Origin of the sequence: Herminiimonas fonticola (genome assembly GCF_003293745.1) — a bacterium.
In the GTDB taxonomy this organism is placed as follows: Bacteria; Pseudomonadota; Gammaproteobacteria; order Burkholderiales; family Burkholderiaceae_D; genus Oxalicibacterium; species Oxalicibacterium fonticola.
The window spans coordinates 1,465,718-1,484,978 of record NZ_PTLZ01000001.1; the positions used below are offsets into that span (position 1 = coordinate 1,465,718).

Annotated in this window: 16 protein-coding genes, 1 tRNA gene and 1 pseudogene; 7 read left to right on the plus strand and 11 right to left on the minus strand. The window is 47.4% G+C overall.

Translation table 11 applies throughout. From position 1 onward, the window contains the following. From fliS to Hfont_RS07305, 7 genes are all read right to left on the minus strand, one after another. A complete protein-coding gene (gene fliS, locus Hfont_RS07275) occupies window positions 1-489 on the minus strand; it encodes a flagellar export chaperone FliS (RefSeq protein ID WP_112991594.1) in 489 nt (162 codons plus the stop codon). A gap of 24 nt (window positions 490-513) precedes the next feature. Next, on the minus strand, window positions 514-2,535 hold the full coding sequence (fliD, locus tag Hfont_RS07280; protein WP_112991595.1) for a flagellar filament capping protein FliD: 2,022 nt from the start codon (window positions 2,533-2,535) through the stop codon (window positions 514-516). Between the two features lie 96 nt (window positions 2,536-2,631). Continuing rightward, entirely contained in the window at window positions 2,632-3,003 is a 372-nt protein-coding gene (locus tag Hfont_RS07285) for a flagellar protein FlaG (protein ID WP_112991596.1), read from the minus strand. 79 nt (window positions 3,004-3,082) lie between these two features. Next, window positions 3,083-4,621: a flagellin N-terminal helical domain-containing protein gene (locus Hfont_RS07290; protein WP_112991597.1), complete on the minus strand. Its 1,539-nt coding sequence runs from the start codon at window positions 4,619-4,621 to the stop codon at window positions 3,083-3,085. A 491-nt stretch (window positions 4,622-5,112) separates the two neighbouring features. Further along, the gene (locus Hfont_RS07295; RefSeq protein ID WP_112991598.1) at window positions 5,113-6,672 is read right to left on the minus strand and encodes a GGDEF domain-containing protein; all 1,560 of its coding nucleotides are present in this window, start codon (window positions 6,670-6,672) and stop codon (window positions 5,113-5,115) included. A gap of 179 nt (window positions 6,673-6,851) precedes the next feature. Continuing rightward, window positions 6,852-7,499, minus strand: coding sequence for a response regulator (locus tag Hfont_RS07300; protein ID WP_112991599.1), 648 nt, complete (start codon window positions 7,497-7,499; stop codon window positions 6,852-6,854). 127 nt (window positions 7,500-7,626) lie between these two features. After that, on the minus strand, window positions 7,627-9,117 hold the full coding sequence (locus Hfont_RS07305; RefSeq protein ID WP_241523030.1) for a PAS domain-containing sensor histidine kinase: 1,491 nt from the start codon (window positions 9,115-9,117) through the stop codon (window positions 7,627-7,629). 262 nt (window positions 9,118-9,379) lie between these two features. Between Hfont_RS07305 and Hfont_RS07310 the strand changes: the two genes are divergently transcribed. From Hfont_RS07310 to Hfont_RS07340, 6 genes are all read left to right on the plus strand, one after another. After that, window positions 9,380-9,456 (plus strand) — tRNA-Arg (locus Hfont_RS07310). A gap of 433 nt (window positions 9,457-9,889) precedes the next feature. After that, window positions 9,890-10,576, plus strand: coding sequence for a hypothetical protein (locus Hfont_RS07315; RefSeq protein ID WP_112991600.1), 687 nt, complete (start codon window positions 9,890-9,892; stop codon window positions 10,574-10,576). A 147-nt stretch (window positions 10,577-10,723) separates the two neighbouring features. Beyond that, entirely contained in the window at window positions 10,724-10,960 is a 237-nt protein-coding gene (locus Hfont_RS07320) for an AlpA family phage regulatory protein (RefSeq protein WP_112991601.1), read from the plus strand. A gap of 14 nt (window positions 10,961-10,974) precedes the next feature. Beyond that, the gene (locus tag Hfont_RS07325; protein WP_112991602.1) at window positions 10,975-11,358 is read left to right on the plus strand and encodes a hypothetical protein; all 384 of its coding nucleotides are present in this window, start codon (window positions 10,975-10,977) and stop codon (window positions 11,356-11,358) included. A gap of 1,401 nt (window positions 11,359-12,759) precedes the next feature. Next, window positions 12,760-14,712 carry a hybrid sensor histidine kinase/response regulator gene (locus Hfont_RS07330; RefSeq protein WP_112991603.1) on the plus strand — a complete coding sequence of 651 codons (1,953 nt, stop codon included), beginning with the start codon at window positions 12,760-12,762 and terminating at the stop codon, window positions 14,710-14,712. A gap of 430 nt (window positions 14,713-15,142) precedes the next feature. Further along, window positions 15,143-15,253: a YHYH domain-containing protein gene (locus tag Hfont_RS07340; protein ID WP_241523042.1), complete on the plus strand. Its 111-nt coding sequence runs from the start codon at window positions 15,143-15,145 to the stop codon at window positions 15,251-15,253. 104 nt (window positions 15,254-15,357) lie between these two features. Here the strand turns inward: Hfont_RS07340 and Hfont_RS07345 are convergent, their stop codons facing one another. The 3 genes from Hfont_RS07345 to Hfont_RS07355 are packed head-to-tail and all read right to left on the minus strand — an operon-like array spanning window position 15,358 to window position 18,103. Then, entirely contained in the window at window positions 15,358-15,708 is a 351-nt protein-coding gene (locus Hfont_RS07345; protein WP_112991606.1) for a DUF3147 family protein, read from the minus strand. Between the two features lie 59 nt (window positions 15,709-15,767). Next, window positions 15,768-17,153: a chromate efflux transporter gene (chrA, locus tag Hfont_RS07350; protein ID WP_112991607.1), complete on the minus strand. Its 1,386-nt coding sequence runs from the start codon at window positions 17,151-17,153 to the stop codon at window positions 15,768-15,770. Next, a complete protein-coding gene (locus tag Hfont_RS07355; protein ID WP_112991608.1) occupies window positions 17,150-18,103 on the minus strand; it encodes a chromate resistance protein ChrB domain-containing protein in 954 nt (317 codons plus the stop codon). Before Hfont_RS07355 ends, chrA begins: the two co-directional genes overlap by 4 nt. 731 nt (window positions 18,104-18,834) lie before the next feature. Here Hfont_RS07355 and Hfont_RS07360 point away from each other — a divergent pair. Beyond that, window positions 18,835-19,026, plus strand: a pseudogene (locus Hfont_RS07360) (YkvA family protein); the annotation flags it as partial. Window positions 19,027-19,122: 96 nt separating this feature from the next. On the opposite strand, the gene Hfont_RS15200 reads toward Hfont_RS07360, so the two are convergent. Next, the gene (locus Hfont_RS15200; RefSeq protein ID WP_421800990.1) at window positions 19,123-19,230 is read right to left on the minus strand and encodes a hypothetical protein; all 108 of its coding nucleotides are present in this window, start codon (window positions 19,228-19,230) and stop codon (window positions 19,123-19,125) included. Between the last annotated feature and the right edge of the window lie 31 nt (window positions 19,231-19,261).

Below are 19,261 nucleotides of genomic sequence, written 5' to 3' on the forward strand. Positions count from 1 at the left end.
TCAGGCTTTCATTAATCGTGGTGTGGTCGGTGCGAGTGCATCATAGGAGGCAGACGAGGTCTGTTCAGCCAATGTTGCAACCGGAGTTGATGCTGCAGATTTTGGTGCGATTTCTTCCCATGCGCCTTGGATGTCATGCAAAAGCGCCTGTACTTCCTGAATGAGTTCAGGTTGATTATTCAGATTTGCCAACAACAACTGGGTGTTCATGTATTCGTACAGCGCATCCAGATTCAGCACGAGTTGTCCGCCTACTGTTTTATCCAGACTGGCACGCAGGCCGTTCTCGATAATGGCGATCGCCTTCGAAAGGGCTTTGCCTCTTTCCGGGATATTGCCGGCGTGCATATGCTGCAATGCGTTGTTGAGTGCGATTTGCGCACCTTCAAACAACATGACGATTAACTTGTGCGGATTCGCTGCGATGACGCCGGTTTCCATGCCGACTTTGGCATAGGCGTTCGCTCCGCTCTGTACTGATCCAAACATGTGGATTCTCCTGAAACTGTTCTATTAGCTCGAACTGCTGTTGGCAGCGATCGATGCGAGTTGCTGGGTCAGGTAAGTCTGCGTTCTTTGCATACTCGCGATCATTGAATCCAGTGCCGAGAATTGTTTGCGATAGCGCGCTTCTATATCAACCAGACGCAGCTTGAATGCATCGGCATCGTCAGTAATACGTTTAATGCTGCTATTCAAACTATCGGTACTGCCGGTAATCAAACCGTCGGAACCGATGAATTGGTCAGTCAATTTATTCAGACGATCTGCATAACCTTGCGAGAAATCGATACGACCGCGGCTGCCTAATGTGCCGCCCACGATTTCGATTTTGAGTCCGACTGCGTCCGAGCCTTTACCTGCGCTGAGGATTTGTCCTGAACCTGTTCCGACTACGCCGCCGATGGTGCCTTCAACATCAACGCCATCTGTGCCTGTGGATACTGTACCCAATAAGGCTGATGCAGGTGTTCCACTATCCGAGTTAACGATGACCTTGGAGGCCGATCCATAGCGATCCGACTGCAAGTTCAAGAAACCATTGCTATCAATAGTCGCGGTGACCTTGGAGCCAGCTGCCGAGATTTCGGAAGCGCCATTGATTGCCGATTGAACTAATGCCGCTAATTGAGCCGAGGTGTAGCTTCCTTCAGTCAGCGCAATTTTGGAGGCGACGCCATCAATGGTGACGCTGAGTTTCGTGTTTGGTGCAATGATGGTTGGCGCAGCATTCAGGTCAACGTCGCCTGTGACGCTGCCTTTTGTCGCCAGCTTGGTAACGTTAATATCGTAACTGCCAGCCTTGGTTGCAGAAGTAGAGCTGGTGAAATTGATCAAGCTGTCAGTCGCTTTACCGACTGTCGCAAACAGACCTGCGATATCACCGTAGTTGGTGTCCATCGCTTTTTTCAGCTTGACCGAATCTACAGCGAGAGTGCCGTCTTTTTGAAAGGCAACACCGATTTGAGGCAGCGACATATTGCTATTACTCAAACCTGATAAGGCAGATGACAAGGTATTGCGAAGTTGATCTTGAATTGTACGTGCGGTGGAATCGCCTACCAGCAAGCCGCCTACTTTTGTATCTGCGTTATAGCCAGTCAGGTTTTTGATAGTTTTGGTAAGGTCGTTATAGGCTTTTACAAAACTGTTGACGCTAGCCTCAACCGCAGCAGTATCTTTTGCGAGGGTCATCGACGTGGTGCCGGTTTTGATGACGTTCAAGGTAACGCCTTGAACTGCTTCCTTGACTTCATTAGTTGGACTGTTGACGAAGAAACCGTTGACCGTTAGTTGCGTATTTTGCGCAACGCTGGTTTGTTTCAGAGTTTGTGTGCCGGCCGGGTCATAAGCAAGTATGCCTTGCAGAGCTGCATCGCCATCGACGTCAATTTTCATGCTGGATACTTCACCTGTTTTGTTGGAGGTGAAGATCAAATGATCAGGCGTCGCGCTACCATCAGAAACCAGAGTTGCGGTTACACCGATATTCGCAGCATTGACCGCGTCGCGTATCCCTTGCAGGGAGTTATCACCATTCTTGATGACGACTGTACCGGTTTTTTGATTGGCGTCCTGTGTAAAAGTCGTGCCGCCACTATAAATACCATCTGTGAGGGTGCCGCCAGCGATGGTTCCGAACTGGAACGTCAAGGTAGTATCAGCGCCGCTGCCTATCAGCGCGGTCTTGCTGGTTTGACCTGTAGACGAAATGCTGTGTGCCTGCGCCATTTGTGTGACGTTGACTTGATAGTTGCCGGACGCTGCCTTGCTGGTAGCCGTTGCGGTAAAAATCGTTTTGTCGGCGATGCTGGTTTGCAGATTTTCGAAGGTCGAGCTCTTGCCCAATGCTGCCATAGCAGTCTGAAATGTAGCGAGCGCGCCCTTGAGATTGCCGTAAGCAGACAGCTTGGCCTGATAGCTGGCTTCTTTCTGGGCCATCAATGTCAGAGGCTGACTTTCAGCCTTCATGATATTGGTCAATAAATCGTCGAGGGGTAGACCGGAGCCAACGCCGATAGAGGAAACGGCCATTTGCTTCTCCTGCTAGAGAAAAACCATACTATAAACGGCAACTGAAGATGGCAAGCGAAGGTTAGAAGGGCATTTACCTTCCTGTTTAAAACAAGTTTAAGCTTTTTGCTTAACGAGTAAACCCTGCAACTTGTCCAGCGCCTTGGAGATTTCGATTGCTTCCACGGATGGCATCTGGCGAATGACTTCTTTCGTCTGATTATCCATGACTTTAACGATGGTGCGATTGCTGTCTGCGTCGACTGTGAACTCCAGGTTCGACGATAATTTTTGCAATGCCTTGTTAATACTTTGTAATGCTTGTCCGACCTGGTTTTCTGCTGCTGCTGCATCAGGTTGCTGTACGGCATTTGCCGTCATGACAGCAGCTGGCGCTTTGACAGTGGCATGGCCTGTATTAGCGACCGGTACTGATTGGTCGACTCTCACAGTCGCTTTGTTAGCACTACCGATTTGTCCGATATCCATAATTCACTCCCATTGTGACAATTCCCCGGCTACTGAATTGCAGCCGGGGAACCGTTCCTTACCGTACTGCTGCTAGTGATTAGCCGCGCAACAGTGCGAGTACGCCGTTTGGCAAGGCATTTGCCTGAGCCAACATTGCGGTACCAGCTTGTTGCAGGATCTGACCACGTGTCAGGTTAGCTGTTTCCGAAGCAAAGTCAGCATCCAGGATACGGCTGCGAGCTGCGCTCAAGTTTTCGCTGGTGGTGCTCAGGGAAGCAACAACCGAAGTGAAGCGGTTTTGCAACGCACCGAGTGATGCACGTGACGAGCTCAGGTTAGCCAGAGCGGAGTCGATTACTTGCAGAGCATCGTTAGCGCCGCTAGGGATACCGTTTGCAACAGTGGTGATGTCGATCTGCGCGACGGAGCTCAATTGGCTGCTTAAAGTTGCAGCACCTGCACCGGTAACGATACCGGCAGCACTTTGCGAAGCGGTGAACGCTGTTGGCGAGTTAAATGTAACTTTGCCGCCAACGGTTGTAGAGTCAGTTGCAGTGGCAGTAGCGCCGTCGCCGATCGCCAGCGTGACGTCCGTAAAATTACCGCCGTCGGTGGTCGGGGCACCAGCAACCTTTACAGTGCCAGTTGAAGTTTGACCGTTTGCTACTTTAATATCGTAGCCTTGTGACTGGGTCAAAGAAATCTTGCCGTTTGTCAAGTCTGCAATAGCGGTAATACCCGTTGTGCCGGTTTGATCATTGATCGCTTTAGCTAGTGCACTGACATCGGTTGCAGATGCGAGTGTAGCGCTTACTGTAACTGGGTTATTTGCGCCAGTTGATGTAGGTGCACCTTGCAATGTGAGCGAGACCGTACCGGCAGTAAAAGCCGACAGAGTCGCCTTCGTTTGAGCTGAAGCGGTTACGTTAGTTGCTCCGGAGGAAGCATTAACTTTATCAGCGAGCGATTTGGCTGATTCCCCAGCATTGACTGTCAAAGCACCGCTTGTGGCCCCATTGCCTTGAATAGTCAATGTGCCAGCAGCAACGTTATTGTTGCCGAAAGCAACGGCCGCCGTAGTGGAGTTAACCATCGTACCGGCAGATGCTGCAGTCAGGGTATTGTTGCCGATCGCTGTCGCTTGAGCGCTGCTGATCGAAAAGTTGATGGTTTGGTTAGCATTCGCGCCAACTTGGAACTGCGCGTTGCTCAGCGATCCGTCCAGAATGTTCTGGCCGTTGAACTGAGTTGTGTTTGCGACGCGATTCAACTCTTGTTGAAGCTGGCTAACTTCTTCTTGCAGCGAAGCGCGATCTGATGCTGAGTTGGTGCCGTTGGCTGACTGTACAGCCAGGGTACGCATACGTTGCAACAGATCGGATGCTGTACCCAAGCCGCCTTCAGCGGTTTGTGCCATCGAGATACCGTCGTTTGCATTTTGTGCTGCACGATTCAAGCCGTTGATTTGGCTGGTCATACGATCGGAAATTGCCAAGCCTGCAGCATCATCTTTTGCGCTGTTGATGCGCAGACCTGACGACAAACGTTGCAGTGATGTTGCAAGGGAAGACTGGGATGTCGTCAGATTGCGTTGTGCATTCAGCGACGAGGTGTTGGTGTTAATGACTGCTGCCATGATAATTCTCCTGTTGTAGTCCGATGGAAGTCTGACTGAAGCACTGTCAACGTCTGCCTTGCGTTATTTTGCATAGTCAGCGTCGTTGTAAGTTTTATCGGACGATTCCGGAAAAAGTTTAGTGCTACTGCAAAACTAAATTTTTTCCGGTCTCACCCAAACTGCAGCCAGATAGTTTCTTTCACGGTTGCTATACGGAAAACCTTTAAGGAAATTTCTTGAAATTTAAAACAAAAATAAAGCGTATTTGCCCTTTATTTTTCTAATTTCCTGTCGTGTAGGGACTTGCCAAAAAAATCATTTTTGACGTATTTCTGCCTCCTGATTGCATTGCAAATAAGTGTGAAAAAATGTGACTTTGTTGAAGCGGGGCGGGGGAGGAGGAAAATTCCTCTCGCCAAAAGCCAGGCGGCGAGGGAAAAAGAAAGGCGGATTGCTTTGCCTGAATAGGCTTTTGATACTTTTGAGCAGCTTTGAATGTTTGTAAAAGCTTAAGTGGCGGCTACGACGCGGTTTTTGCCGCTTCTTTTCGCTTCATACAGTGCAGTATCTGCGCGCTTGATCATGGATTGCTGGTCTTCGAGTTCATTGCGCAAGGCGACGCCCGCGCTGAAGGTCATCAGCAAACGTGTGTGGTTGTGCATGAAAATTTGCTTGGTCAATTCACGCTGCAGACGAGTAATGGTTTGAATCGCTTCTTCCAGTGGAGTATCGGGCAGGACAATGAGGAACTCTTCGCCACCGAAACGGGCAATGACATCCATCGTGCGCAGAGTTTCCTTGATCACACGTACTAGATGGATCAGCGCTTCATCACCGGCAGTGTGCCCGTAGTTGTCATTGATCTTTTTAAAGTCATCCAGATCGAGCATGGCAATACACAGCGGGGAGCTGCGGCGCTCGGAACGGGCCAATTCGCGCTCGAATACATCTTCCAGTCCGCGGCGGTTGAGGCTGCCGGTCAATTGATCTTCACGTACCAGTTCGCTCATCTGCTCCAGCTTGGCTTCAAGATTGTGTATGCGCGCTTCTGCATCTTCCACATCCTTGCGTGCCGCCAAAATCGCATCGCGCGAGCGCAAGGCTTCGGTTTGGGCAATGCGGGTTTCTTTCATTACTTCGTCAAGGATCTTGCCCAGCTTGCCGACATCTGCGGTTGCACTGATTTGTCTTGAATAGCTGTCGATTTTCTGGTGATAGTTACCGGTTGTCGTGGCAATTTCTCCCAGGCGATCAATGAAAGTAACCATCATGTTTTTGACAGTTTCTTTGGCGTCGACGAGGCTGTGTTTCAAGGTGCTTTGTTTGTAGATGACTTCCTTGAGGCTGCGCATGACTTCTTTTAGCGCGATTTCGTCTATCGGTCCGGTGATCAGATTCTGCACGGCTTCGATCTGACCATGCATCCATGAGTCGTCATCGAGCAGGCTGCCGACGTTATCCAGCAGCAAATTGAACAGGCGCAGCAGTAGTTCATGCTGTTCTGCCATGTCGCCGCTTTTCAGTTCGATTTTGAAGCAGAGCTGTTTCAGGCGGGTCGATGCTTCTTGCAGCGCTTGCTCTGTTTGTGCTTCCTTGATGGAGCGACCTAATATTTCAGCTTCTTCAGCAAGCGCTGGCACACCTTGTAATAGCGAAGCAACCGCCAGTGTCAGCGTGCGTGTCAGCAAGTCACGCAAAAGTGCCGGCTGCGGATCGTCGATTAAGGAGGGCGAGCCCAGACTGGCAACACTACTGCCACGTGCTGAAAGCTGGGTTTGATAGTGTTTGACCAGTTCGGCCAGGCCTTTGCCGTAATCCGGCCAGTAAGGTGCCGCTGCGGCTACTTGCAGTGCTTTGCCTATAGGAGCAACGCCATCAGGGGCGGTAAGCAGGGTGCTGGCAAAGTCGCTGAAAATATCTTCTGGCGTCGGTTCTTGTGCGTAGCCGGCGATTTCATCGTAAATCTTGCGGTAGGCATCCGGCGTTGGGGCGATCTTGCGAATGGCAAGTTGGCGAAATGCTTCGCGTGCAAGTTCCGCAGGATTTTGTGCTGGTTTATTGTCTGACATGACTGCGCGGACGCTTTATTGTTAGATGGTCGGAGATCGGCCTATCCTTGAATAATAGGGCAACGCAGACAGATTTGATAATGGAATTAGCATTGCAAATGCTTGTTACTTTACTGCTTTGTTATTCACTGAATAAAAGAGTGTAAAGAATATAAGTTCTTTTTGAAAACAGATACTTATCAGTCAACCAGATGGTTTTTGATCGCGTAATGCGTCAGCTCGGCGTTGTGGCGCAGTTTCATTTTTTGCAACAAGCGCGAACGATACATGCTGATCGTTTTGACTGATAACACTAGTTCGGCGGCAATATCGCTGACGGTTTTGCCGGACGCAATCATGGTCAGGGTTTGGTATTCACGATCTGACAATGTTTCATGCAAAGGTGTTTCGTGATTGTCATTGATCTGATTCGCCAACTCTTGCGCCAATGCTGCACTGATGTATTTGCGTCCGCTGGCAACCTGGCGAATCGCGTTGACCAATTCCGCCGGTGCGCTTTGCTTGTTTAAATAGCCGGAAGCGCCAGCCTTGAGCGAGCGGATCGCATATTGATCTTCTCTATGCATGGACAGCATGAGGATGGCAATGCCGGGAGTTTCCTTCTTGACCTGCTTGAGCACTTCTATCCCGCTACGATCGGGCATGGAGATATCGAGTAGCAAGACATCGCATGAACCTTCGCGGCATAACTTGATTGCTTCATTGCCGTTTTCTGCATGACCGGCGACGACTATATCCTTGGTGTCAGCCAAAATCTGTTTAAGACCTTCGCGCACGATCGCGTGATCGTCGGCAATCAGGACTTTTATTGCATTCTTCGTTGTCATTGTTTTGCTTTAAAGGATCTGCGTGATGACAGATGCCAGCTTGTTGTTTTTGTCGATGTGACAAATTTTGGATGGATAAACGGCCGAACAAGCAAATTCGGTCAGGTATTTTCCAAAAGTATCTATTTTAATGCTGATTTTGCTTCGTTATATCGGGCAACGGTATCAGCGGTACGTTTATAGCAACGATTGTGCCACCTTTGGGAGCGGTACTGACGGACAGACTGCCTCCCATGGAGATGGATCTTTCCACCATGCCGCGTATGCCAAATGACTTCGCCTTGGTCCGATCTGCCATCTTGATGCCACGACCGTTATCAATGATCTCCAGTCGTACATATTGACGCGTATGTACTAGATGCACATCCACGATGCTGGCTTGTGCATGTTTGGCGATATTGGTTAGTGCCTCTTGAAAAATACGGAAGAGGGCAGTCGCCTGATCCAGATCCAGTTCGATGTCTGGATGACTGGATGAGAATACGCAGGGAATACCGACTTGTTTTTCAAATTCCTTCGCTTGCCAATCTATAGCGGCAACCAGCCCGAAATCGAGAACGCCTGGTCGTAGGTTGCCGGCGATTCTATGTACGGTCTCAATTGTGCGATCAACCAGCGATTCGACATAATCGGCTTTTTCAATCAATTCTGGATTATCGCTCGGCATGCGCCGCGTTAATAATGCGAGCGCCATCTTGATGGCGGTCAAATTGCCGCCGAGGTCATCATGGATTTCGCGTGCGATATGTGTACGTTCTTTTTCCTTGACGGTATTGATGTGAGCCGACAGCTCAGCCAACTGCGCGCGTGAACTGACGATTTCTTCCTGTTCGAGTTTGCTGGAGGTGATGTTGGTCATGATGCCTTCCCACTGCACGGCTTGTTCTTCCAGCGTGCGTGGCGTGGCGCGAAGATTGATCCATTTAACGTCTTTCCATTTTTCGATCCAGATGCGTCCTTCCCAGTTCCAGTTACTCATCTGGTCTATGGAAGTCAGCATCGCAGCGCGATAGGATTGCCTGTCTTCTGGCAAGATCAGTTCAACGAACATGGCAGGATCACCACGTAATTCTTCTGCGGAGATCCCCAGCAAGGCTTCGCAACCATCGCTGAGATAAGGGTATGAAAATTGCCCTGCGCTGCTTAACAGAAACTGATAAACCAAGCCCGGCGTATTTGACACCATCGCACTGAGTCGCGATTCACTGGCACGCAGTGCCTTATCTGATTTATCACGTGAACTGACATCATTGCCAATGGCGATAATGACTGGGCCGGTATCCGAGGCTAGATAAAACAATTGAAATTCAATCGGATAAGTCGTGCCGTCTTTGCGTGTATGGACAGTATTGATAGTGGCGGAAGCCTGATTGCCATCGCGTAGTTCCTGGAAACATTGCCTATAGGCTTCGTTCGTGGTGTTCTTGGCGATTGCAGTCGGCGCCATCTCTGCCAATTCGGCAGTGCTGTATTGCAGATTATTGGTCGCGGTGGGATTAACGTACTCGAAGCGCAGCGTGTCGCAGTTCAATACATAAATTTCACTGAACGATCCTCGCAGAATGGTGGGCAACCATTCTGCATGCATCTTGTTGATGATATTTGCTTCTGGTTTCATTGATTAATATGTAAATGGTAGAGCAGGCAGCCGCTTATTTAATATGCTTGTGAGCGGCAATGCCCATCAGTTGATTGAGTGTAAAAGTTATTGACCGACTTTGGCACAAGTTTTTTCGCAAGATAGATATACAGAGCAGCAATACGATTGGTCTTTTTATATGTGTCTTGGTGTTTGCATCGTAAATAAATAACTATCTTGAATAAAGTCTGTGAATAGGGCTTCCCAAATGAATTGCACTGATGCTATAATTTTGTCTTTCGCGGCTGTAGCTCAGCTGGATAGAGTACTTGGCTACGAACCAAGGGGTCGTGGGTTCGATTCCTGCCAGCCGCACCAGCATAATCAAGGGGTTACGTTCAAAAGACGTAGCCCCTTTTGCTTTGTAAAGCCAATTGGTAAGAAGTTTGGTAAGAAAAAAACTGAAGTAAGAAGTTAGCCGTCACTTTGCATATCAATATCAATTCACTCCCTGCATTCTGATTTGATGACAGCATTACTGCTATATATCTGTCGTCGTGATCAGTGGGTTCCAATTTTTTCAAATTTCCAAGAGTGTAGTTTTGAGTCGGTCCCTACCACGGAGTTTCGTGGATCGATACCTTACGCGTACTGACGCATCTGGCAGAAAGGTGGGTCAGTTGAAAGGAATGCTGCGGGTAAATCAAAAAGCATAGAATTATCTAGATTTTGAAATCGGCTGGCATGAACAAAACATTAATTTGCACAGCAATTTTATGAATCTGCCAAAATCATATTTTTATTCAAAAATATGGCCGACACCTTAGAAATTCCTCGCGAGAATCGTAACATTCAGTTTTTTATCAACGTAACTCTACATAATCTCGTCGTTTGCTATGGGGAACTGAGAAAAGACGTGACGTTCGATACGTTTATTTCCGAGGTGATGCATCTCATTATTGTTGGCGATGATCCTCTCCTAGAGAATGTGAGTGATATTCTCATGAACATAGTGTCAGACGAGGATCGCGCCCGTGGAATTGATTCGATTGCCCGTTCCCCATTGGCTCCCATCATCGTGGCAGCGACCTATTGTTCACGTGCGCAAAATGCGTATGAAAAGCAGCAGGCGGAAATGGCATGGTCGTACATATCTGATGCCAGGTATTGGTGTGGTGTTGCGATCAGCGGCAACAAGGTCCCTTTGGATAAATTCAAAGCAGCCGAGAAAAACGTATTGGCAGAACGGGGAAGAGTAGGGGCAGCCAAACGTAATGAGGGTTATGAAGATTTGCGCGCATACGCATATTCCTTGGTTCGAGAACGTTGTCCAACTAAAAAGTGGGAAACAAGATCCCATGCGATAAGAACGATCGAGAAAGACATTCGCGCGTATGCCGCTGAAAAAGGCAGGAATCTTGGGAAAACTTTTTCGACCGATACCCTTCGCGAATGGTTGTCTGAGATGCCGGATAGATTCGATTTATTTCAGAAATAATCTCAAACGAGCAAAAAATAATATCCCTCGGTGAAAAAACTCACGGGATTAGTACCAAACCTATCTGGGTTTGCTACTAATCCCCACTATCTGAAGCGTTTTTGTTTGCTTAAACTTCCTCCATCGATTCTTAACCAAGGAGGTCTTATGAAAACCAATAGCAACGCGTCATACACAATTCTGCGAATCAAGAAGGTCAAGATTAAAACCGGCCTTTCCAACAGCACGATCTATAACAAGATCAACCCAAATTCAAAGTACTACGATGAGACGTTTCCGCAACAGGTCAATCTTGGAGCCGCATCCGTTGGCTGGATTGAATTTGAGATTGATCAGTGGTTAGAAAAGCGCGTGCATCTATCTCGCAACATACAAGCAATTTAATTACCGGAGTGCATATGTTGAATGTAAATCTGCTGCAAGAATTGCTTGCCCATGAAGAGTGGCATACGAACAATAAAACGAATGAGTTGCGCAAAGTTTTGCCGACTATTGAGCAATTTGTGGGCAGTGGCATGCCTTTGAAAAGATTTGTCGATATTCTCAATTCAAGTGGAATGGAAATTTCACTGGCTACTTTTAAAACGATATTGGCACGACTGAGGAAAGAAAAAAAAGAGCACTCCTCGGCCATGGGAGTTGCTTCGGCGTTCCATCAGCCGCTTCCTAATATGACCGCACAGGCTCAAAATATACCCTTTAGTCAGGGCCGCATCCCTTATAACAATGATCGCGGGCATTGTGTTGGTTATGCGACGTCCCATTCACAAACCTTTCTATAGCCATACCAGCTATAGGTAAAAGTGATGATCTTGGACTTAATATTTGGATCCAACCCATTAATAACTGCTTAAGGAAGATGCGCATTGCAGATGATTGGACCGCGAAGTAATTACAAGCAAAGCGATCCAACATGATGTTGGAAAGAAGGCGCAAGCCTTTACCAGATCGCGGCGTTTTTCGATGAATCGCATTGCTCAATACAGTGGATTCTGTCGAAGTCGGGCGGAATACGCTCACCGGTTCGATGGCGTTCGTAGTCGCCCCTGAGCTTGGCCGAAAGCGAAGAGATATCATGAGCTATGGCGGTGATCGCATTAATCTGTTCTATCCCGCACGACTCAGGGGCGCTCCTTCAACCATCAGTCGTGAGAGCCAACACAACGGCGGTGGCAAATATTATCGTGCCAGCAAACCGATCATGTTGTCCTGCTGCTGACCCAAATCCCGTAAGCCAACAGAGAGCCGGGCTGGGGCGCATCGTGGCAGACAAGTTTTAATGCCACTGCCCGCCACAACAGTTGCTGGCTGGTTCAATTTTATCTGTCTATGCAACGAAAACTTCCCGTGTCACACGAAACCATCTATCGTAGCCTCTTCATTCAAGCCCGTGACGATATCAAGAAAAAGTTGTTGTAGCATCCGCGGCTTAGCGATTCAGCCGACTTGTTGCGTTGACTTGTTGAGTCCAGATCTAAACGGCCTGTGCCTTCCCTTTGGTCCATATGAGAAACGGCGGTAATCAACAGTGAGAGCGCGGGCCCCTCGACCCTGACCCTGCTGCAGCAGCTATCAACTTATCCTGTTGATATTCAGATTAAATTTATTGATTATGGTTTAAAGGCAGAGTCTTTTTACCGGGTCTATGCCTACAGCGGTTGCCCAATTTAATAATAAAAAGCGATATTTTGGTAAATCTAGCGTATCTGCTGATCCCCGTTTTAATCTCCATGTAGTTTTTTGTTGTCTGAATGTTTCCTAAATGTTTCCTATTGTTATTGGAAAAATTGCCAAGCCTTCAAGTCAACTTCACTAAATGTAGAGTAAGAATTACGTAAAGTAAAAGGACCGTTCTTATTTCAGTTTTCTGAGCATTCGCATGAAAATAGCCTGCAGCCACATCAGAAAGTATGAGGGTGTATTCCCTCGCAAAGTTGCCTCTCCTCAATTTTTCATTAATTGTCGAAGGCCTCACTTGTCAATTTCCGTCTTCACGATGACAGCGTTTGAACGTAATTTAATTTATATGCGTACCATTATGAAACGCGCGGCGGCGGATTCCATGTTTCTGCGTAGCTGAATAACTTAATCAGCACGCAGATATACCGAAATTACTACTTATATTTCTCTACAATTTAATTAAACTTTGATTAATTCTATGTATTCAAAGGATAGAACGGCTAATGGAAAAAGATTTGGGACTTGCCGCAGCGCTTAAGTATGAAACATGCAGACGTAAACATGCTGAAGCTGCGCTGGAGGCGCGAGATCGTGAATTTATCGATTTCGTGGAAAATGCGGCGGTTTGCTTACATCAGGTTGGCCCAGATGGAGTCATTCTTTGGGCCAATAAAGCGGAACTAGACTTGCTTGGATATGCGCCGAAGGAATATATCGGGCGAAACATTATAGAGTTTCATGCGGATGCCGCCACAATTAACGATATCTTGTGCCTTCTCACTAATGGCGACACCATCCTTGATTACCCTGCGCGCCTGAAATGCAAAGACGGCAGTATCAAACATGTGCTTATCCATTCTAATGGTCGTTTTGAAAATGGAAAGCTCATATATACGCGCTGTTTTACACGAGATGTCACCGACAAAGTCGTTCGCGATCAAGTGCTGAGTGAGCGTAATGACCTTTTACTTCAGGCACCAGTTGCGACCGCTCTCTTGATTGGTCCGAACTATACCTTTGAACTAGCGAACGATATGTACAAGCATATTGTTGGAAGAAATGACCTTGAAGGTAAAAGCTATCTCGAAGCCTTTCCTGAGTTAAGAGATACGGTTCTTCCAGACATTCTTAAGAGGGTGTATGAAACAGGCGTATCGTTCTCGTCGGATGAGCATCATGCAACACTTATAAAGAGCGGAAAGCGTGAAGATCTTGTTCTGAAGTTCAATCTTCAGGCGTTGAAACGCGCTTCGGGTGAGATTTTCGGCATGATGGCTGTGGCGGTAGACATCACTGAGTTGGTTAGGTCCAGGGAGGCGCAGAAACGAAATGAAGCTGAGAGGGACGCGCTGCTACAGAAACTGGAAGCCTCGGATCGCGCCAAAGATGAATTTCTGGCAATTCTCGGCCATGAATTACGAAACCCATTATCTCCGATCGTAACGGCATTAGACCTGATGAAAATGCGCGGTGATATAGGTGCAACCAAAGAGTACGGCATTCTTCAGCGGCAGGTTAAGCATTTGCTTAGGCTAGTTGATGATTTACTTGATGTCTCGCGAATAACGCGCGGTAAAGTGGATCTGCGCAAGACTACCACTGCTGTGCGAGAGGTCATAATAAAAGCAGTAGAAATGGTTAGCGTGTTGGCTGAACAGAAACATCACACTATACAAATTGATGAACAGGCTAGCGGATTAGAATGGTACGGTGACCCTATCAGATTGGCGCAAGTCGTTACGAATCTCCTGACTAACGCAATCCACTATACGCCTTCGGACGGGCGAATCTCTTTACGGTGGTGGAAGGAAAACGATCACGTATGCATCTCTGTTGCCGACAATGGAATTGGTATTTCCGAAGCAGCTCTGTCAAAAATCTTCGAGCTCTTCTATCAGGTTCCAGGCAAAAGCGAACGTGCTAAAGGTGGTTTGGGTATTGGTTTGTCACTAGTTAACAGCCTTGTCTTAGCTCACGGCGGTACGGTTCAAGCTTTTAGTGAAGGCGAGGGCAAAGGAAGCGAATTTATAATTCGACTGCCGTTACTGAAGAATGTTTCTCAATCAAACATTGAGCCGCTCAAACGTAAAATTTCCATCGCAACCCGCCGAGTTTTAATTGTTGACGATAACAAAGACGCGGCGGACACGCTCAATGAATTGCTCATGATAAATGGGCACACCACAATGGTGGCTTACGACCCTATTACCGCACTTGCCATAGCTAAATCGTATCAGCCAGAAATACTTATTACCGACATTGGAATGCCAGTGATGAACGGATATGATTTTGCTCTCCATTTAAGGGGAGTTCTAGACAATCCGTCATCATGCAAGATGTATGCAGTGAGCGGATTTGGTCAGCAAATTGACAGGGAGCGATCTCAGCGAGCCGGATTTGTCGCTCATTTTGTGAGGCCAGTTGACGCCGAAACGTTTTTAGACGCGATCTGCTAAGACGTCCATTTTCCCCTCAAACATTGAATCGCAAAGCTGAAATATGAAAACCCTGCAGTGTCGGGTTTTTCATATTTCCAAAGGAGTGGCGCAGGTCTAACCGCGTTCCCGCTACTCTAAACTGGCTGCCGAACAAACGAGCCAGTGAGTATTCGCATGAAAATAGCCAGGAAGCCGCATCAGAAAGTAACCGCAAATTCGAATCTCACAGTCGCCGACCATTCGCATAAGTCAATGCACCACTATTTTTCATGTGAGGAACTGGGTGGTAATCAATGGTCCAGCGGACACACAGTTTTCCTACTCGGTAACGATGCACAGGCGCGTGACATTGCTGCTATTTTCATATTCATGGTGTAAAAGAACTCCCCCTCGCTTACACTCCATGCAGATAAATAATATAGGAGAATTAGCGATGAAGAAAATAATCATGACATTACTGCTCACTGCGGTAGCCTCGTTTGCTTTTGCTCACTCTGGCGGGACTGATAAAAACGGTTGCCACAACGACCGAAAAAACGGCGGCTATCACTGTCATTAATCCTGCAATATAAAAAACCGGCATGCGCCGGTTTTTTTTGTTCCAAGTAAACGCGGCAGTCCTCTTAGCTGGCTACGCCTACATCTGATAAATTCAACAACCTTCTACATCAGTTCCACGCCAAAACGACGCATAACAAATGCGAAGGCAGCAAAACAAATCACCGTTATTACGACCGATGCTAAAAGCGTAGGCCAAAATCCTATCCGCGACAGTAACATCGGAAAAATTAGAAACATCGGCAGGGTGGGTACGACATACCAAAATGTGTACCAAGCGTGATTTGCGATTTTTGTTTCGGGTTGCTTTTCGATATAAAGCCAAATCAGAGTGAGTACCGTAATCATCGGTAGTGCAGCAATTAATCCACCGAGTTTATCGCTACGTTTTGCTAACTCAGAAATAAGCACAACGACGCCAGCAGTAATTAAATATTTAGTGATTAACCAAGACATCTTTGTCCTCAATTCATGTTTTGCCAAGAGCTACTGAAAACGTTTCAATCGCTTCCATTCTAAGCAAGTGTTTTCAGTAACAAGCCGATGATTGCACTCACTGCAATCACCTGAATTACGTTACGTTTATATCTCACCAGAGCAATCGCTGCGGCAACAGTCATAAGAGCTGCAACCCAATCGAAAGAGCCAGTAAAGCCTTGCGGCCACAGCACGTGATAAGCAAAGAACACAGCCAGATTCAAAATCACACCCACGACAGCCGCAGTGATTCCGGTCAATGGCGCAGTGAACTTCAAATTGCCGTGAGTCGACTCGACCAGTGGACCGCCTGCCAGAATAAAAATAAATGAAGGCAAGAAGGTGAACCAAGTTACCAGAACTGCTGCAGTTACCCCCGCCACGAATTGCAAATCCGCGCCAAAAACAGATTGAACATAGGCGCCAACGAAGCCAACAAACGCAACCACCATGATAAGAGGTCCCGGGTTCGCTTCGCCCAGTGCGAGTCCGTCAATCATCTGTGTTGGCGTCAGCCAGTTGTAATGGCCAATTGCACCTTGATAAATGTATGGAAGAACAGCGTACGCGCCACCAAAGGTTAGCAATGCAGCCTTCGTGAAGAACCAGCCCATTTGGGTAAGCGTATGGTCCCACCCAAATTGCAGGGTCAAGAATGCCATCGGTACAAACCACAGCAGGGCACCAACGACAGCAATTTTGAGTAAGCGAGGCCAGCGAAATTTCGCATGTTCGGGGGTCGGGGTATTGTCATCGATAAAAGCGGCGCCATAGGATTTCTTAGCTGCACCATGTCCTCCGCCTACCGTGAACTTCTCAGGAACATAACGACCACCTAGATACCCAACCAGCGCCGCAGTCAGTACGATGATAGGGAACGGCACGTTCAATGCAAAAATAGCGACAAAAGAAGCCGCTGCAATCGACCACATCCAACTATTCTTCAACGCTCGTGACCCGATGCGATGCACAGCGTGGACAACCACAGCAGTAATGGCTGGCTTAATGCCATAAAACAGACCTGCAATCAGCGGTACATGGCCATAAGCAATGTAGAGCCAAGATAACGTGATTAGAAAGAACAATCCCGGTAGAACGAATAACACACCAGCTGCTATACCGCCTTTCGTGCGGTGCATCAGCCAACCCATGTATGTAGCAAGTTGTTGTGCTTCAGGCCCGGGGAGAAGCATGCAATAGTTCAACGCATGCAGGAATCGCCTTTCGCTAATCCAACGCCGTTGTTCCACAAGTTCTCGGTGCATCAATGCTATCTGGGCGGCAGGACCACCGAAACCAAGAAAGCCAAGCTTGAACCAGAGTTTCAGAGCTTGTCGAAACGTGACCTCTTTTGGAGGAACATCGTCCAATATATTGGCTTCATTAAGCGACTTATCGTTTAAAACCGTGTCTGATGTATTCATTGAGGATTTTTTTCAAATGTACTGAGAAGACCATCGAATAAGCTGCTTGCCATTGCCAAAAGTTGGTCATCGTTTTGAACGGTTTCTCGTAAGCCTGCCAAGACGCTTTCTACGCCGCTTGCTTCTGGAGGCTGCGCTCCACCTTCGTCAAGGTAATGAACCAGAGCGCCCATGCGGACAAGTGCAGGTTGTTCTAATCCAAAACTGGCGAGTAAAACTTCAAACGTAACTTTGTTATCAATATGCGTGAAGGCTGCGTTGTCAAAGTCAAAGCCCAATGCGTCTTTAGGGCAGTTTTCGGGCTTGTCCAACCAAAGTAATTTGGCCGAAGAATCGATAAAACGACGTATTAACCATGCGCTCGCAAGACGGTCGACCCACGGATTACGACGTGTGGCCCATACGCGCCCTTGATAGTCGCCAATGTTTAGCAATGGAATGTGCCTCGACTCCATGCTAGGTTCTCCAGGCGCTAAAACTGTATTAGTCGCATCTTCGAAGTCTGACCAAGCAGCGACAGCAGCCATTGAAGCGTCATTAGGGAAAAAATCAACACGTTTGAGCGCTTCACGCTCCTTTCGAAGCTTTTTAAAGGTCTTCGTTACTTCTGCCTGAGTCTGGGTACTCAACTGTTTACGAGCTTGGTTCAATGCGGTGATGAGCTCTACATAATCGTTTGAACGGTCGAACAATGCTTGAAAGTTTGCATCATCGCTCCCAGACCTTGCGCTCATATCCACAACCCAAGCTTGACCACCATCAGCATTTGTCTGCTCTGCAAGTTCGACAAATGCTGTTGTATGTATTGGAGTGTTTGGCAGGAGATAAGCGCCATCTCGCAATGGCGCGCAGCCAAGGGATTTCAAGGCGCGCCACAGCCGCATACGAGGTGTAGCACTTGAGGTGGGTAGGCTCGCTATAAGAAGAAGCCATGAGCTAGATTTATTCATGTAACAGATTCTACGCAATGCATATAGCTCTACAAAACTATATTTTTACATTAAAATGTATTAATAAATACAATTTGTAGACATCATTACATGATTAATGAGTTCAAGAGATGGCGACCAGACTGTGCGGATATGCCCGAGATGTCCACGTGCTCAAAAGAGTTAGACGAAGGTGGCTGGCTGGTTGATATAGACAAAACCGTGGTTCGACAAGAAGCTATGAATTTAATGAGGTGCATTGAGACGGATGAGAATCTCGCCATAGCATGTGTTCAGCTACCAGAGATTCTACTTTTGATAGGCGCTGCTCTTGATGGAAGTCTGCGTTTGCCATTCAAAGGCCCTACGCCTTGTTCGGTTGACTTGGTAAGTTTACGAGCATCCCTCGCTTCAAATCGTCAGTTTCGTTTTGGATACTACCGTTTTATTTCAATTATTCGGGGCGAAAGATCGTAATATCGCTGCAGTCTTTAGTTTGTTAATGCCGATTCAGGTGGTGGTTCAACCGCTGGGTAGAACAGACAAAGGCTATACCGGTAGCGGGAGTGTGTCATGGTCCGCCGAGGATCATCTATACCGATAGGCGAAAAGCTTTTATGGGATCGATGGAAGAAGGGAGAATCTCAATATGAAACTATTCTTCTAAATACACTTTGAGATGAAAGCACTTCCGCAATGACAATTTTCAAAAAATCAAATGTTGGGCGAAGCGTGTTAAACGAGATGCAGTAATGCTTTGGTTCGCTCGTAGACTTCAAGACACGCTTTTTTGGCTAAAGCTTTATGCGTATTTACAGTAGCCTATGCGTTAAGTCCGCTTAACCTAATTCCAGATTTTATTCCGGTGCTGGGATGTTGACGATGTGATTTTATTGCCCGCCCTAATTTGGCTTGCTCTATGCCTACTGCCCTCGAATATTATTTTGGTTGGCATTGATTTTCTTGCTGATCGTGTTCTCCCAACGGTCTTGACATAGGCTTCAGTAAGGGAACAGATTGTCAATAAACGTAAAACGCACTCATTTAGCCGCGTGGATGACAGGGAGGTTTATCTGGAACTTGTTCCATCCGTTTTGTGAGCTAGCTTTCACGGTACCGCCATGCGCTTCAACAATGGATTTGACAATTGCTAAGCCGAGCCCGGCACCAGATTTCCGT